This window comes from Rhizobium leguminosarum bv. viciae USDA 2370, from assembly GCF_002008365.1.
Taxonomy (GTDB): domain Bacteria; phylum Pseudomonadota; class Alphaproteobacteria; order Rhizobiales; family Rhizobiaceae; genus Rhizobium; species Rhizobium leguminosarum.
Genome location: NZ_MRDL01000009.1, coordinates 1 through 16357, shown reverse-complemented (window position 1 = coordinate 16357; position 16357 = coordinate 1). Strand labels below are relative to the sequence as shown.

The following is a 16357-nucleotide window of genomic DNA, read 5'->3' as shown; positions in this document are numbered from 1 at the left end:
TGGTCATTCTTTGTTCTTCATCATTGCCGCCTGAAGCTGTGGGCAAGTGGGATCCTATCCCGAGGAATGGTTAGCGGGATAGCACTGGCCTACCAGTGTTTCGGGTGGGGTCGGTTGTTGATGACAATCAACTTACGACATCTCGTCACCTTTGTCGGCTTCGCGACACGCATTCGTCTTCGCCCAATCGCGTATTTTTCGCCCTGAAGCCTATCGAACCGCCCCTGCGTTTGCGGTGGTGATCGGGACGGATTGCGACACGACATGTCGGCAACCCTACAAAACCCCTCCGCCCGTGGGCGCGGGACTGCCGTCGGCGATTATTGTCGCGATGCTCAATCCCGGGCGCCGCGTCATGGCGGTCTGCGGCGACAACGGCTTCCACATGACCAGCCAGGAACTGGAGACGGCCCGCCGCCTCAAGCTCAACCTGGTCGTGCTCATCGTGGAGGACGGCGGCTACGGCATGATCCGCCATAAGCAGGCCGCCCGCGGTTTCCCGGATTTCGGCAACACCGTCGACAATCCGGATTTCGGGAAATTGGCCGAAGCCTATGGGGTCAAGGGCACGCGCGTCGAAGCGCTGGACGATCTGGTGCCAGCGCTGGAAGCCGCTTTCGAAGGCGGCGGCGTCCATGTCGTCGTAGTGCCGATCGATTATGCGGAGAACAAGTGAGTGCTCACCGACGAGCTGCAACTCGCGCAAAGCGTAACCGGGATAAACCGCCCTCAGGAGCCCAGGAGGTCAACAGCAATGATCATCTTTTCAGAGCGGACGGCAGGCCCTGCTGTCCGAGAAAGCAACAGGAGGACCACAACATGAAACAGTTTATCTTCCAGACCCCGCCAAACATTCGAGGCAGGCGCATCCAGCAAGATCGCCGACGTCCTCAAGGGCTACAAGGCCGCCCGGCGCCGAGATCTGGATCGATGGCGGGCATAATCCCGGTGCCGGCGAAGTGATTGCCGAAGCCATGGCCAATTTCGAGGAACGCCAGTCTTGGCCGCTTTTTCTGATCATCGGCATGATCAATACCAGGGATCCGGTCGGCTATTTCAAGGCCTTTACCGGCCTGGTCGAGAAGGTTTTCTGCGTGCCGATCCGCGGCAGCGAAGCGATGATCGATCCCGTGATATTGTCAAATGCCGCTTATGATGCCGGTTTGGTTGCCGAACCGATGTTGACGGTCGGCGATGCGCTGGAAGCGATAAAAGCTGTTCTCGATCCGGAGGCATTGCCGCCGCGCATCCTGGTCGGCGGCTCTCTCTATCTCGTCGGTGACGTGCTTGCCGACAACGGCACGCCGCCGAAATGAAGGCTGCGAAATGAAAAAGCCCGGTCGAGCCGGGCTTTTTCGTCAATGTGAAATAAATTCGTCGATATCAATCAGGCAGCGCTCGAAATCCAGTTCGAAAGGGCCGTCTTCGGCTTTGCGCCGACAGAGATATCGGCAACTTCGCCGCCCTTGAAGATTGCAAGGGTCGGAATGGAGCGCACACCGAACTGTGCAGCGAGTTCCGGGTTCTCATCGATATTCAGCTTGGCGACCTTGACCTTGCCTTCCATCTCGACAGCGATTTCTTCGAGGCTCGGAGCAATCATCTTGCACGGACCGCACCATTCGGCCCAGAAATCGACGACGACGGGTTCTGCGGATTCCAGAACTTCCGACTGGAAGTTATTGATATCGACTTTCACGGTAGCCATGGGCTGCTCCTTTACCGGAATTGGGTGTTGAACGGGCGTGTCGCAAAGCGGACGGCCGAACGCATTGGGCTGAAATACGTTCCGCAGCCGCTCGACAAATACACGCTGGTGATCTCTTCTTCTGAAATGGCTTCTGCGGGTGCGGGCCATTGCGACAGTCCTTCTTTTGTGAGAGTGCCGATCTCCCCGTCGTGACAGGAGACGCCGAAGATGTACCGGACCCCCTCGTTCTCAATCGCCGAGACAAGGAGGTTGGCCTCTTGACCATGCGCATTCTCAAAGTGTGCATAAAGTGCCTCCTGACGGTTTTGCATATGTATAAAGTCATTATTCCGTCATGGCGATATAGAACCGTTATTTATTAGTCAACTGTCAATAAGCTGCCACGCCAACAAACTTCCCGACTCGATCGGAAGGCCTTTCGTCCCTCATTGAATTTTCTCTTATTGAGGACGCAGCGAGACAACCTCAGCGATCCGCTCCGCGGTCCGGCGTGGGGCGTCTTCGCCCGGAAGGAACGATCCCCCGGCGGGCAATTAGACGTCCTTGCCACCATGTTCCATGCTCTTGGCAAGCCACTCGGCCAGCTTCGCGTCATCGGGCGCGAAGAGGGCAGACTGATGCACGAAGCGCTCTTCCTTGAAGTGCTCGACAAGGGCAGCGCGGGTGTCCCGGACGCGCGGGCAGGGAACGACACTCGTGCCGCCGCAGGACGCTTCCAATGCCGGGCGAGAGAGGCACGCGAGGAACTCCTCCGTGCCCATGTTCGGAAGATAAGCGTCGGCACCGATGGCATCGCCGGCGACCCGGACAACGACGCCGCTGTCCGAACGATTGGTGCGGGCCGACAGCGCGTCGATCAAGGTCAATCTAGCCACGACGCGTAGCGTATCCATGTCGAACACCAGCTTGCCGCTTTCACCGATCAGCCGGACGACGTGCCGGACGAACCGCCTGGACCCATAGAGATGCCCGGAGACTTCGGAGCCGGAGTCGACCGAGACGTTCTGCCCGGCAAACGCAAGCACCAGCATTGCCATGAGCGTATCGTCCTCGATCGGAGCCCGTGCCAGCGCCTCGTGCAGCGCGTCGGTGCGGAAATCGCCGATCATGCCGATGCCGTTTCGGGTCACGTCCGGCCGGGTCTTGGCTGAAACGTCGATGGCCTCGTTTCCGTCCTCGCCGCCGGGCGCGGTCGGATCGCCCTTGCCTTTCGCTTGTCTGGCTTCCGGCATCCGAAAATGGGCAGACTGCACCTTGCCCTCACGATCGAGAAACATGGCGGTGCAATCGCCTTTGCCGGACTTGCCGTACAGGTAACGCCACTTACCGCGGATCTTGACGTAGGTCTCGTCGATCCTGACCGAACCACAATGCGAGCGCCGAAACTGGCGCAGCCGCTTCTCGATCATCGGAGCATAGGCAAGTACCCAGCGGTTAATCGTGCTGTGGTCCACTTCGAAGCCGCGCTCTTGGAACATCTCCTCAAGGTCTCGGTAGCTGAGCGGATACCGCAGATACCAGGCCGCCGCCTGCACGATGAGCCATGCTCGAAATGCCGCCCTTTGAAATCATCTTTCGACCAGCGCTTCAGCTTCTCGGCAATGGTATTCAGAATCACAGGCTCGCTCCACAAACTCGAAGCGAGAATTTCTCCGGCGAGCGTCAACAGACGGTTAACTAAGAAAATTTGCGACAGGCCCGGTCATCGCCCTGGCCCCGAGGACGCTGGAACGGGACGAGCGACTTGGTTTTTCGCAGTGAGTTGCTGCTATGGAGCGCCGACCTTTGCTTCAACTCCAGTCACACCATAGCCGTCCTGCTCAAGGGCGGCGGCGTACGCGACGGCATATGCCGCGATCTTATCCGCACAATCCATTCCATTGATAACTTGGCGAGCGTCGATGAAGTTGGTTGCCCGAAGATTAATGTAATCCGAGAGCTTCTTGCCGGTAAACCAGCCTTCCTTCAAGCCCATGACAAGCACCTTCGCCGCAATTTCCGGTACCAGTGCTCTTGCTGGAACGGAAACGAGATCAATGCCGAGCTTGATGCTGGCCACGCGGTAGTTTTTCTTGTGCGTGAGTTGGGCGTATCCTCTCCCAAACCAGCCTTGACGCCAATATGGGGAGGAGACCCAAGGCAGCCCGCCCTTTGCCCATGCGCTGTCAAGACGGGCAATCGCCTGAAAGTCAGATATCGCGAGAGTCTCGCGCACCGGCTTCATAAGGCATCTAGTTTCATGAAATGCTGTAGCCAACACGTAGGCGCATTGGTTGCGCTGTAATGTGTGCACCTTGCATTCCGAGATTAGAAGTCGGGCGTCCCCGCGGTCGAGGTCGCCGACGCCGCTTTTGGCGGCAAACGCCACGGCGACGCAAATTAAAATAATCAGGCATGCTGCAGCGAGTGTTCGGAGTATCGGCTCCGCTTCCCGTTCAGGGTGCCGCATGAGTGCGCCACCTACGTAGTCGAAGGCGTCTCGTGCGTGTTCTACGTCTGATGACGGGCGGTACTTGCCATAGTAGTAGGCTATCTGCATCGCTTAACTCCGCAATATGCTGAGATGAAATCGACAGACGCCCCGCATAGGTGCGCAACTCAATTTTAGTTTGTAAACAATAGGGTAGCGTACGTAACGGACCAAGGAGAGCAAAGTGACTCTTGCCGGGCGCCGCTCTGTCAATCGTTGTACTTATGGGCTGTGGCCAAAGAAAAAGAGAACCCAGTCGACACTCCCAATGGAGAAAGAGAACGTTGGGAGCTATGAGCGCGCGAGAATGGCGAGCGCGAAGTTCGGATCACCTCCTTTCCATGCTCCTTGAGCGCCTCTGGACCTCGCGTATCGTCTCCTCCCGACTCGACAGCACGTTGATGAACTCGGGCATGTGGGAGATGTCCTCGCGGGCGATCACTCTGTTTTTGCCTGTTTGATCATCATGGAGCGCGAATTCGGATCACCTTTCCTGACTCATTCGAATTCGGCCCGCGACAGACTGGTTTGTTCGCTTTCGGGCTTGCGATGGAGCCGCAATTCCGCAACAAGGCTGGACGTAACCTCATCGACGGGCCTCAGCCCATTAACGGTGCGTAGGAGCCCGGCGGTGCGGTAGTAGTCCGCGAGCGGCTGCGTCTGCGTCCGGTAGGCCTCGAGCCTGACTTTCAGCGCTTCCGGATTGTCGTCGGCGCGCACCGGCCGGCCTGCGGCCTTGGCCTCGCGCGCCCGATAGATGATGCGGTCTAGCAGCACGGATTCGTCGACGTTCAGTTCGAGCACCGCATCCAGACCGAGGTGTGCCTTTTCGAGCGCTTCATCGAGGGCCCGCGCCTGTCCCAGCGTGCGGGGAAAGCCGTCGAGGATGAAGCCGGACGCAGCGCCCGGCTCGGCGATGCATTCGAGGACGCAATTGACGACGATGCCGTCGCCAACCAGTTCGCCCCGCGCCATAAGGTCGCGCGCCGCAAGGCCAACCGGCAAGCCCTTGGCGGCAGCGGCGCGCAGCATATCTCCCGATGACAGCTGCGGCACGCCCAGCCGCTCGGCGAGGCGCGCTGCCTGCGTTCCCTTGCCCGCCCCCGGCGGTCCAAGCATGATCAATCTCATCATTCCCTCCTTCGTAGGTCTGCCTGCGGATTGTCTTTTCCCTGATCGTCTCGTCGGCGCCGATGCGACGACGCGCTGGAACCCACGTCTTCATCTTATGCTGCCATCAGCCATCCTTCCGGTTCTGTCGGTTGACTATCAGATCGTCGACGACCGCGGGATCGACGAGCGTCGAGGTGTCACCGAGGTCGGCAAAATCGTCCTCAGCGATCTTGCCCAAGATGCGGCGCAGAATTTTTCCCGAGTGGGTTTTCGGCAGGCCGGGGGCAAATTGGATCTTGTCGAGCGAAGCGAGGGGGCCGATCTTCCCGCGCACCCAGGAAACGAGTTCCTTCCGCAGGTCGTCGTCGTCGTTTTCGCCATCTATGAGGGTGACGTAGGCGTAGATGCCCTGACCCTTAATCTTGTGAGGATAGCCGACTACCGCGGCTTCCGAGACCTTGGCGTGGGCGACAAGGGCGGATTCGATCTCCGCCGTGCCCATGCGGTGGCCGGAGACGTTGATGACGTCGTCGACGCGGCCGGTGATCCAGAGATAACCGTCCGCATCGCGCCGGCAGCCGTCGCCGGTGTAAAATTTGCCGGGATAGGTGGAAAAATATGCCTCGAAGCGCTCATGATCACGGTACAGCGTGCGCATCTGGCCCGGCCAGCTGTCGGCGATCACCAGGTAGCCGTCTGCAACGCCGTCGAGCACGTCTCCCGCCTTATCCACGAGCTCGGGCTTGACGCCGAAGAAGGGCTTGCTGGCGGAGCCTGGCTTCAGGTCGGTGGCGCCAGGCAGCGGCGTAATCAGGATGCCGCCGGTCTCGGTCTGCCACCACGTATCGATAACAGGGCAGCGCTTGTCGCCGACCACATTGTAGTACCATTCCCAAGACTTGGGATCGATCGGCTCGCCGACCGTGCCGAGCAGGCGCAGTGAAGAGCGCGAGGAGCGCGTCACGAAGTCGTCGCCGGCACCCATCAGCAAGCGAATCACCGTCGGCGCCGTATAGAAGATGTTGACCTTGTACTTGTCGATGACTTCCCAGAAACGACCCTGATCCGGGAAGTTCGGCACGCCCTCGAACATCAGCGTAGTCGCGCAGTTCGCCAGAGGCCCGTAGACCATATAGGAGTGGCCGGTCACCCAGCCGACATCGGCCGTACACCAGTAGACGTCGCCGTGGCGATAATCGAAGACATATTCATGTGTCATCGCCGCATAGACGAGATAACCGCCCGTCGTGTGCACCACGCCTTTCGGCTTGCCGGTGGAACCCGACGTATAGAGGATGAACAGCGGGTCCTCAGCGTTCATTTCCTCGGGCGGGCATTCGTCGGGAACGGTCACGGCCAGTTCGTCGTAATAGTGATCGCGGCCTTTCAGCATGCTGACGGCCGCGCCGGTCCGCTTGACAACGATGACGCTTGTCACCACCTCGGGGAGCTTATCCAGCGCCGCGTCGACATTGACCTTCATCGGCTTATTGCGCCCGCCGCGTGGGCTTTGGTCTGCGGTCACCACGACGGTGCTCGCGGCATCGGCGATGCAGCTTGCCAGTCTATCGGACGCGTAACCGCCGACGACGAAGGAATGGACCGCGCCGATGCGCGCGCAGGCGAGCTTCGCATAGGCGGCTTCGGGGATTATCGGCAGGTAGAGGGTGACGCGATCGCCCTTCTTGACGCCTTGCTTCTTCAGGACGTTCGCCCATTTCATAACATGGGCGTGTAGTTCGCGATAGGTGATCCGGACGGCGTCATCTTTCGGGTCGTCCCGCACCCCGATGATGGCGATCTGATCGCCCCGCTCGGGCAGATGCCGGTCGACGCAATTATAGGAGACATTGGTGGTGCCGTCTTCGAACCATTTAATCGAAACCTTGCCCGGCTCGAACGAGGTGTTCTTGACGGTGCCGTAAGGCTTGAACCAGTGGATGCGCTTGCCGTGCTCGCCCCAGAACCCCTCGGGGTCGGCGATCGAAGCCGCATACATTGCCGCGTAGCGCTCCGAGTCGATGAAAGCGCGCTCGGCCCATTCCTTCGGAACCGGATAGGCGCCTGTCACCTGATTGTTGCCGTTATCTGTCATGGTTTTCTCCTCAAAAAGGGTTTGCCAGTCGCACCGCCGCCGTCAACCGGGCGGCGGGCTGGTCAGAAAATTGTGCCCGACGTCGATCTCGTGCAGCTCGAAGAGTGGGGGCACAACTGGGAAGAGATCCTCTGGTCCCAAGACTAATCCTGCACGGCGGCGTCGATCGGCCCCCAATCGATACATACGGAACGCGATAAAACGGTGTTGCCGACTGGCCGATCACAGCCCTCCACCGTTCCGCCTGGAGCCGGTTCTTTCTGGCGTGCGTTGCTGCGTCTCTTCCTGATGATCTTATCCACGCACATTCCCAATGCCTTTCACGCACGAATTATGCTTTCCGTTCGACAGGTCCGGCCTCACGTATCCTTTCCGATTGTCGCGGCCTTGCGGAACTGCTCGAAAATCTCGGTCATCCGCTTGCGGGTGATGGCGAAAGCGTTCTCGCTGGCCTTGACCGCCATGCTGGTGATCTCGCGCGAGCCGATCAGCGCCACCTCGTAAGCCTGTTTCGCCAGTTCGCCGCGCTCCTTGGGGGCAAGGGCCGCATCCTCAAACATCATCAGGAGCTGTGAGGAAGCCGCGCGGAACAATTCCAGCTGCTTTTCGACGACGCCGTAGGCGCCTTTGTTGGCAACCTGCGTGGCCTGCGCGAAGGCCTCGATATTCCTGGCCTGCTCCCTAACAAGTGCTGCCGGATCGGCGCCCGGCATGTTGAACTTGGCGAGCATCTCGTTGATCTGGTTGGTCAACGTTTGGATATCCGGGGTCTGCGATGTAGGCATGGTGGGCTTCTCCTCAAACGATGGGGTTACAAGGTTGCCGGCGTCTAGCCCATAGCGGGCGGGCCTCGTGCTGCGCTCTGCATCGAAATCTATGCCCTCTGAAAGCAGGCGTTCGAGCAGCAGCTGGTCGAGATTCATCGGACCGTCGGCGAAGATCACAGCCGCCATTTCGCGCGGCTGGCGGATGATCGGCCGGAACTCCATATGGGCGAGGATGTCGCGCTCGATATCGATCCCCGGCGCGACTTCGATTAGTTCCAGCCCCTCAGGGATCAGCGAGAAGACGCAGCGCTCGGTGACGATGAGCACGGTCTGGTGGGTCTCGCGGGCATATTCGCCCGAGAAGGTGATCTGCTCGACCTTTTCGATAAACTTCGCCTGCCCTTCCTGCAGGATGACGAGCTTGCCGTCCCGGATCTCCGTGCGCAGGTCCTTGGTAAACGTGCCGCAGAAGAAGAGAAGGCGGGTGTTCTGAGAAATGTTGATGAAGCCGCCGGCCCCGGCGAGGACATCACCGAACCGACTGACATTGACATTGGCTTGCGCATCGACCTGCGCGAAGCCGAGACAGGCGAGGTCCAGCCCGCCGCCGTCGATGAAATCGAACATCTGGTTCTGGTCGATGATCGATTCGGGGTTAATGGCCGCGCCGAAATCCAGCCCCCTCTGTGGGGTGCCGCCGATGGTGCCGGATTCGGTGGTGAGCGTGAGCTGGTTGATGATATTCTCTTCCGACGCGACCGCCGCAAGCCCTTCCGGCATGCCGATGCCGAGATTGACGACATCTCCCTTCCGCAGTTCTAAGGCGCAGCGCCGCACGATGATCTTGCGTTCGTTCAGTTCCATGGAGGCGGCGCGGTCCGGCGGCGCGCGGAGTTCGCCGGAGAAGGCGCCGTTGTATTGGGTCGCATAGGTCTGCATGTGATGTTCCGGCTCGGCGACGACGACGTAGTCGACCAGGTGGCCGGGGATTTTGACGTCGCGAGGGTTCAGCGAACCGGCGGCGCCGATCCGCTCGACCTGCGCGATGACAATACCCCCGCTGTTCTTGGCGGCGGTGGCGATCGTCAGGTTGTCGAGCGTCAGCGCCTCCTTCTCCATCGTGACATTGCCGGATGGATCGGCCGTCGTGCCGCGCAGGATGGCGACGTGGATGGGGAAGGTCTTGTAGAGGAGCCCCGGCTCACCGTCGATTGCCGTGAGCTCGACGAGGTCTTCCGTCGTGTTGGAATTGAGCTTGCCGCCGTCGATGCGTGGGTCGACGAAGGTCCGAAGTCCGACTTTCGAGATCAGCCTGGGCTTTCCCACAGCGATCTCGCGGAAGAGATGGGAAATGATCCCGAGCGGCAGATTGTAGGCCTCGCACTTGCCGCTGACCGCCAGTTCCGCCAGCTTCGGCACCAGCTTGAAATGCCCGCCGATGAGGCGTTTCACCAGCCCGTCATGCGCAAGTCGGTTGAGGCCCTTGTCTTTGCCGTCGCCCGGGGCGGCGGCAAAGAAGAGGGTGAGATTGCTCGGCTCGCCCGTTTCGAGGAAACGCTTCTCAAGGGCGCAGATCACCGCCTCCGGCGTACCGATTCCGACGAAGCCGGAAAAGGCGACTGTATCGCCCGAGCGGATCATCGCGACGGCTTCGGCGCCGGAGACAATCTTGGTAGTGGATTTGTCAATTCCGCCCTTTCCATAGAATGCAATCTGATGCCGTTCTGGCATATTTTGTTTCCTTCACGTGTTCGAACCAATGCGGTTAAACCGCAATGTGGATGGCGCCGGTCCCTCCCGCTGCCTCGCAATAGCTCTCAAGATTCGTGCCAAGCCGCCCGATTGAGCTGACGAACAATTATTTGCTGCTGTTTCAGCTACGTGGGCGGAAAATACGGGATCGGGCGAAGTGGAATGGGTGTTGCAAAGCCGACAAAGGTCACGACGATGTCGTAAGTTGAATGTGGAGATTCCGGTTTGTCGTCCGAGCTCGGTCATAGCCTGCTCGCTCCCGCAAGTGCTTTGGCATAGATCGCCCGAACTTGGTCGTAGTCGAGCTCGCGCGGATTGTTGACCAGTAGGCGATCCTTCTGTTTCATCGCATCCTCCGCCAGCTTGGAAAGATCGCCTTCGCCGATTCCAACCGCCGAAAGCGAGCCGGGCAACCCGCAGTCTCGGCAGATCGCCTCGATCTCGGCGATGAAGGCCACAGCGTCCGCCGCATCGGACTGGCGGCGATAGCCGGGCTGGATAACGTCGGAGAGCTCGGCATAGAGCGCTTCGGCCGCCGGCCGGTTGAATTCCAACACGTAAGGCAGGACCAGCGCAACGGAGAGGCCGTGCGCCTCATGGAAGATCTCGCCGATCGGATAGGCGAGCGCATGCACCGCTGCAACCGGCGAATTGGGCAAACGCCATGCCGGCCAGCATGGAGCCGAGCAGCATTTCCGAGCGCGCTTCGAGGTCAGAGCCGTCCGCGCACACTTTCCTCAGATTGGCCGACAGCAGCGCCAGCGCCTTCAGCGCGAGCCAGTCGGAGGTCGGGTTCTTCTTGATCTTGCCGGTATAGGCCTCGATCGCGTGCACTATGGCGTCGATTCCCGTCTGGGCGGTGAGGTGCGGCGGCAGGCCGAGCGTCAGTTCGGGATCGAGGATCGCCCAGTCCGGGATGAGGAGCGGCGAGATCACCGCCTTCTTCTCATTGTTCAGCGTTTTAACGATGGAGACCGGCGTCACTTCCGATCCGGTGCCCGCCGTGGTCGGCACCAGCAGCAGTGGCAGCCGGTCGCCGGTGGCAAGGTCGATACCGTAGATATCATCAAGCCTGTCCGGGGTTTTGGCGAGATAGGCGACGAGCTTTGCCGTATCCAGCGCGCTGCCGCCGCCGATCGCCACGACAGCGTCGAAGCCGCGCTCGCGGCAGATTTCTGCCGCCGCTTCGATGACATGCGACGGCGCGTCGGCGAGCACGCCGTCGAACACGGTGAGCGCGATGCCGGCTTCGGCAATCGCCGCTTCCGCATTGCGCGTCAGCCCGGCCGCCCACACCTTCTCGTCGGTGACGAGCAGCACATGGGCGGCCTTGTAGCCCTTGAGGAGCTCGCCGATCTTGCTGGACGCGCCTGCGCCGAAACGGATGTTGGGCGTGGTCTGGAAAGTGAAGGCCATGTGTTTGGTCCTTTTGTTTGGCTCTCTCGGGCGGCAGGGCGGCCTGCCGCCCCCTCTGAAAAGCCGATCCTTGCTGTCGACCGCCCCGGGGCTCCCCGAGGCGGTTTATTTCGGGTCAATCAGGCGCTCGGCGGTTTCGCCTTGCCCGAGCGCAACTCGTCGATGCGATAATCGATCGGCAATGCGACCAAATGCACGCCGCCGCCTTCGAAAGCGGCTTCAAGCGCCGGCACCAGATCGTCCAGCGTTTCGACGCGCGTGCCCTTGGCGCCATAGGCTTCGGCCAATTTCACGAAATCCGGATTGCCGAAGGAGATGCCGAAATCCGTGAAACCGCGGGCGGCCTGCTTCGAGCCGATCATGCCGTAGCTGCCGTCAACCAGGATGAGCACAACCAGATTGACCTTGAGGCGGCGAGCCGTCTCAATCTCCTGGCTGGTCATCATGAAGCCGCCGTCGCCGCAGACCGCCATGACGCGGCGCTCGGGATTGATCATCGCTGCCATCATCGCCGAGGGCAGGCCCGCGCCCATAGTCGCCAGCTCGTTGTCGAGCAGCAGCGTATAGGGGTGATAGGTCCGGTAGCTGCGGGCGAACGCGAGCTTGTATTGACCATTGTCGAGCGCCACGATGTCGCTTTCCCGCATGAACTTGCGCACCTCGTGCACCAGTCGATCCGGGGTGACCGGCCAGCTTGCGTCATCGGCGCCGTTGCAAATCCGGGAGAGGATCTCCTCGCGCAGCGGCAGCAATCCGCCGGCATTGGGCAACTTACCCTCGAGGCGGTCCGCCAACGCCTCGAGAGCAGGGCCGATGTCGCCGATGACCTCGAGTTGCGGGAAGTAGACCTGCTCGACTGGCGCCGGAGTATCGTCGACATGGATGACTTTCGGTCCCTTTGGCTTCATGATGAAGGGCGGTTTTTCGGTCGTGTCATGGCCGATCGTAATGATCAGGTCGGCCTCGTCGACGGCGGTGTGCACATAGTCGCCTCCGGAAAGCGCCGCCGTGCCAATATAGAGGCTGGAGTTCTCGGGCACTGCGCCCTTGCCCATCTGGGTGGTGAAGAACGGGATGCCGGTGCGGTTCACAAACTGCGCCATTTCCGCTGTAGAGCCGGGACGCGACACGGCGGCCCGCGAGGCGCCGGCCCCAAACATGAGAAGCGGACGCTTGGCTGTCGTGATGCGGGCGGCGGCGCGATCGAGGGCCGTATCGCTTGCTATCGGCAGGTCGCGCTGGTGCGGCGCAATCAGCGCTACCACTTCCTCGTATTTATCGGCCGCGATATCTTCCGGAAGCTCAAGATACACTGGCCCCGGCTTTCCCTCCTTGGTGACACGGAATGCCTCTCTGACGGTCGAAGGGATCATTTCCTTCGACGCGATCTGCATTGCGAACTTGGTCAGGGGCTTCATAGTCGCGACGGCGTCGACCCTCTGAAAACCCGCCTGGGGGCGGCTCTTGATCCCCTTCTGGCCGGCGATCAGCACCAGCGGCATCCCGTTGAGCTGGGCATAGCCAGCGCCGTTGCAGAAGTTGAGCATGCCGGGGCCGAGCGTCGCCAGGCAGACGGCGGGCTTGCCAGTCAGGCGGGCATAGTTCGCGGCCATGTAGATGGCTCCCTGTTCGTGTCGGGTCGGCACGAACTTGATCTTCTTCGACTTGCGCAGCGACTCGAGGAGGTCGAGGGTTTCCTCGCCGGGGATGCCGAATATGTAAACTACGCCCTCGTTCTCAAGCGCCGACACAAAAATGTCAGACCCCTTGATCACGGTGCGGCCGCCCTGAGAGCTGGGTGGGTTCTTCCTGCTTTTTTTTGTCATGTCAGTCACCTTTCAATTGCTGCTGTGAATTCCTGGTCGCCGCGCTGCCGCCGACCGCCGTTCCTGACATTGTCGATGTTCAGCACCTTGTCGCCCGCGTTGCGGATGGCGTTCGCCTTCTCGCCTTCGCCGGGGGAGCGTGAGGCACGTCGCGAGGCACTGCGGTCGGATTGGAGAGACCAACCGCTCGATGTTCGGAGTATACCTATCAGATTGCGCATAAAATAGCACCGCGACGGTTTTCCTTTAATATGGTGGCTGTAGATCGTCACGACATAGAGATACCGCCTAGACAAGTCAACAGAAAAAATGCCGACAACAAACTTGGCCCCCGCTCCATCGACGAAGCGGCCTTCGTCAGCCTCATTGAGTTTTCGTGGATTTTAATCGGGACGCATCGAGGCAAACTTCCTCGGCTCCGCGGTCGGGCGCGGACTAGCCTCCGATCAGGATGAACACTGACGACGCCTTTCGGACTGCAAAAGGTTAGCAAAGCATGAAGCGCAGGCCGTTCAACGTATAACTGCAGCTGCCGGAATCTGTGACAAGTCCCATCAACTTGCCTCCCGCAAGTTAACCTGCTCCCGGCCTTGACCGGAGAGATCGACGACATAGCCGTCGCCTACACCATGAATAGTGACGCCCGCAGCCGATCACCGTTGCGCAGGAGTGTGCCGAATACCCGCAAAGAGTTACGCCGCAGCCGGCCGGCCTCCTGCGCCAACGCAAGCTCATCGTCCCGTAAAGCGAAATGATCGAGGCCGATCGGGAGTTAGCCTTTCCGCAATGCGCGTTGGCCACGGCCGCGAGCTGACAGGTCCGGCAGCGAAGCGCCTCCTCCTCGATCAGACGTTGGTTTATTCTAAGGCTGGAACATGTGCGTAGCCGAACACGGCAAATCGACTGGGGTGCCTGGCGGCGGCAGCTCCCGCGGCGTTGACGCAGGACTGCACCGTCTGATTTGGAAGGCCGTTGATCAAGTCAAAATTGATGCGGTTTACCTCGTGGCGGCGCAGTTGATTGGCCACACTCGCCGTCAACTCCTCGCCTTGGATTCGATTGGTTGCTTCTTGAACATCCGGTTCGAAGCTCTGTACGCCGATGCTCGGTTCACCCCGGCCGCTAGTAGCGAGTTGAATTGTTGCCGCGGCATTATACGCAGACTGTTGACTGACCCAGGCGACCGGTTTATGTTTCCGCGACGGGTTGAAAGCGTCATTTTGCCCAAACTACGTCATGGAGATTTTATGCCGAAAATAAAAAAGCGAGCCCTGAAACGAAGTCGGCGTCGGAGTGCATTCGTCGCCATGTTGCCGATCCAGGGAACGGCTTGTACGGCGGATCGGATTGGGCTGCCCGCCCAGTTGGAAGTGGCGCATCCCGACGATCCGTTTCGGACCCGCCCACACGCCGCAGCCGAAACGGCTGCGGGACGACCAATCACAGTTACGCATCGCTTGAGGGATCGCAGATCCCGTGGAGCCACGTTGATCAGTCACATTTCTTTTGACGTCTGGAATACTCTCGTAACAGCGAACCCAAGTCATGCGACGAGGAGGACCAAGTTTCTCGCCACCTGTTTTGATAAGGAAGAAGCAGCTGTGAGGAATGCATACGCGGAGGTCAAGAAGTGGGTTAACCAACAGGCGATCGAAACGGGGTACGCCCCATCCCTGTCCGAAAATATTCGTCTGCTTATGATGCGTTGTAATGTTCAAAAAGATCCAGGTTTGATCGCAAAGGCGTTTGAGCACGTTTTTGAGAATTGCAAACCAGTTGTTTTGGACACCACGGTGAGGTTAATCCGTTCGTTGGCAGACGACGGGTTTACGCTATCAATTGGTAGCAACTCGAGTTTTATTAGCGGCACTACGATGCACAACTTTCTTGAGAGCACCTTTGGATGCGTATTTCGGTTCGGAATCTATTCCGACCTGCTTGGATATGCAAAGCCAAACGAGGCATTTTTCAACAAAATCATCAAGTCGTGCGGCGTTGCGGCCGACAACATCCTGCATGTGGGCGATGACGCCATCTGCGATCTGCAAGGTGCACGCAGCGCTGGAATGCGCGGTGCCCTGGTGGGAAGATCTGAGGACATTCAAGAGGCTGTTTATGACGCAGTTTGAGGAGTTTGCGCTTTATGAATTTCAGTCAATCGAAGATGCACCCTTTCGACCGGAACAATATTCGCGTCTGAAGTTCGGTTGCGACGAGGCCGCTCGCGAGATGGGCCACCAGATGGCAGACGCGTTCTTCGAAAAAAACGCATCCACAATACTGAACGGTCGCTGCCTGATGATTCCGTCGCCATTCAATTTCGTTCCGAATGCAGCAAATGTAATGACTATGCATTTGCTAGATCGCCTCAACAACCACATCGTTGATGCGAAAGGCAACCATGTGGAATATGCGACTGTCCCGCGAAAGATCAGTTACATGGACGATTATGGATTTCTTTCAGGGGAGGATCGCAAATCATTGATTGCTGGTGATAGGTTCTACTTCAACTCGCAACATTTCGAAGGTCGTTGTCTTCTGTTTATCGACGACGTGAAGATCACTGGCACTCACCAAAACAAGTTGGTCGAGCTCATGCGCGAGCAGCAGTTAGAGAATAAAACATTTTTCCTGTATTTTGCTCGATACACGGGCGATCGTCCTAACATAGAATCCGAGCTAAATTTTGCCGCCGTTAAGTCAATCAAGGATCTAAACCGGATCGTGGTGGAGCCTAGTCATCACATGACCGCTCGGACAATAAAATACATCCTCTCGGCAGATCCAGATGACCTCTATAACCATTTTCTAAGGTTCAGAAGCCACCGGTACCTTAAGGCTCTTTATTTCAATTGCTTAAATGAAGGGTATTACAAAATACAAAAATATCAGGCAAATATAGATCTCATTCGCAATGTTGTTAAATTAGCGGAACAGCAAATCCCTAAGTGCTAAGAGTTAGGCGGCCTGGCTTTATTCCATCGCGTTCGCTAGCTGCCCACAATACGTGCTTGGGCGGCGGCGACTGCTCGATGCGTTTTTGGACGGTATCTGCATGATAGATTATTTTGGAGAGGCTTCCTGCAATTGAAGTGCAGAACCAGTAGCGTGGCGTGCCCCGCGAATTTCGTAAGCATACGGTGAAGGCCGCTGGTCACGCCGCTTGAGCGTCGATGGTCGGCGGTGTCCAGTTCCATGGAAGCAGTT

General features: G+C 59.0%; 10 protein-coding genes and 5 pseudogenes. 4 read left to right on the top strand and 11 right to left on the bottom strand.

Annotated features, from left to right (window positions below; genetic code table 11):
* Positions 1 to 295: 295 nt before the first annotated feature.
* Both BS629_RS04570 and BS629_RS04565 read left to right on the top strand, forming a co-directional pair.
* A pseudogene (locus BS629_RS04570) lies at positions 296 to 676 on the top strand (thiamine pyrophosphate-dependent enzyme); the annotation flags it as partial.
* Between the two features lie 229 nt (positions 677 to 905).
* Positions 906 to 1316, top strand: a pseudogene (locus BS629_RS04565) (bifunctional folylpolyglutamate synthase/dihydrofolate synthase); the annotation flags it as partial.
* A 71-nt stretch (positions 1317 to 1387) separates the two neighbouring features.
* On the opposite strand, the gene trxA reads toward BS629_RS04565, so the two are convergent.
* The 11 genes and pseudogenes from trxA to BS629_RS04515 form a co-directional block, all read right to left on the bottom strand.
* Positions 1388 to 1708: a thioredoxin gene (trxA, locus tag BS629_RS04560; protein ID WP_003544118.1), complete on the bottom strand. Its 321-nt coding sequence runs from the start codon at positions 1706 to 1708 to the stop codon at positions 1388 to 1390.
* Between the two features lie 11 nt (positions 1709 to 1719).
* Positions 1720 to 2022 (bottom strand): hypothetical protein, encoded by a 303-nt coding sequence (locus BS629_RS04555; protein WP_077987947.1) that lies wholly within the window; start codon positions 2020 to 2022, stop codon positions 1720 to 1722.
* 228 nt (positions 2023 to 2250) lie between these two features.
* A pseudogene (locus tag BS629_RS04550) lies at positions 2251 to 3024 on the bottom strand (plasmid partitioning protein); the annotation flags it as partial.
* Positions 3019 to 3329 (bottom strand): annotated as a pseudogene (locus BS629_RS39115) (transposase domain-containing protein); the annotation flags it as partial. The pseudogenes BS629_RS39115 and BS629_RS04550, both read right to left, overlap by 6 nt.
* Before the next feature lie 150 nt (positions 3330 to 3479).
* On the bottom strand, positions 3480 to 4250 hold the full coding sequence (locus BS629_RS39110) for a hypothetical protein (protein WP_183628102.1): 771 nt from the start codon (positions 4248 to 4250) through the stop codon (positions 3480 to 3482).
* Between the two features lie 429 nt (positions 4251 to 4679).
* On the bottom strand, positions 4680 to 5312 hold the full coding sequence (locus BS629_RS04540; protein ID WP_028756144.1) for an adenylate kinase: 633 nt from the start codon (positions 5310 to 5312) through the stop codon (positions 4680 to 4682).
* A 106-nt stretch (positions 5313 to 5418) separates the two neighbouring features.
* Positions 5419 to 7389 (bottom strand): acetate--CoA ligase, encoded by a 1971-nt coding sequence (acs, locus tag BS629_RS04535; protein ID WP_049810880.1) that lies wholly within the window; start codon positions 7387 to 7389, stop codon positions 5419 to 5421.
* Positions 7390 to 7748: 359 nt separating this feature from the next.
* A complete protein-coding gene (locus BS629_RS04530) occupies positions 7749 to 9887 on the bottom strand; it encodes a CoA-transferase (RefSeq protein ID WP_245315053.1) in 2139 nt (712 codons plus the stop codon).
* A 263-nt stretch (positions 9888 to 10150) separates the two neighbouring features.
* Positions 10151 to 11324: pseudogene (locus tag BS629_RS04525) on the bottom strand (iron-containing alcohol dehydrogenase).
* A gap of 119 nt (positions 11325 to 11443) precedes the next feature.
* Positions 11444 to 13099 (bottom strand): acetolactate synthase large subunit, encoded by a 1656-nt coding sequence (locus tag BS629_RS04520; protein ID WP_049810881.1) that lies wholly within the window; start codon positions 13097 to 13099, stop codon positions 11444 to 11446.
* 56 nt (positions 13100 to 13155) lie between these two features.
* A complete protein-coding gene (locus BS629_RS04515) occupies positions 13156 to 13371 on the bottom strand; it encodes a hypothetical protein (RefSeq protein ID WP_077987946.1) in 216 nt (71 codons plus the stop codon).
* Between the two features lie 654 nt (positions 13372 to 14025).
* On the opposite strand from BS629_RS04515, the gene BS629_RS04510 reads away from it, so the two are divergent.
* Together BS629_RS04510 and BS629_RS04505 are read left to right on the top strand one after the other, a co-directional pair.
* Positions 14026 to 15279, top strand: a complete 1254-nt coding sequence (locus tag BS629_RS04510) for an HAD family hydrolase (RefSeq protein WP_028756141.1) — start codon at positions 14026 to 14028, stop codon at positions 15277 to 15279.
* Positions 15266 to 16105 (top strand): phosphoribosyltransferase family protein, encoded by an 840-nt coding sequence (locus tag BS629_RS04505; RefSeq protein WP_028756140.1) that lies wholly within the window; start codon positions 15266 to 15268, stop codon positions 16103 to 16105. Before BS629_RS04510 ends, BS629_RS04505 begins: the two co-directional genes overlap by 14 nt.
* The last annotated feature ends 252 nt before the right edge of the window (positions 16106 to 16357 follow it).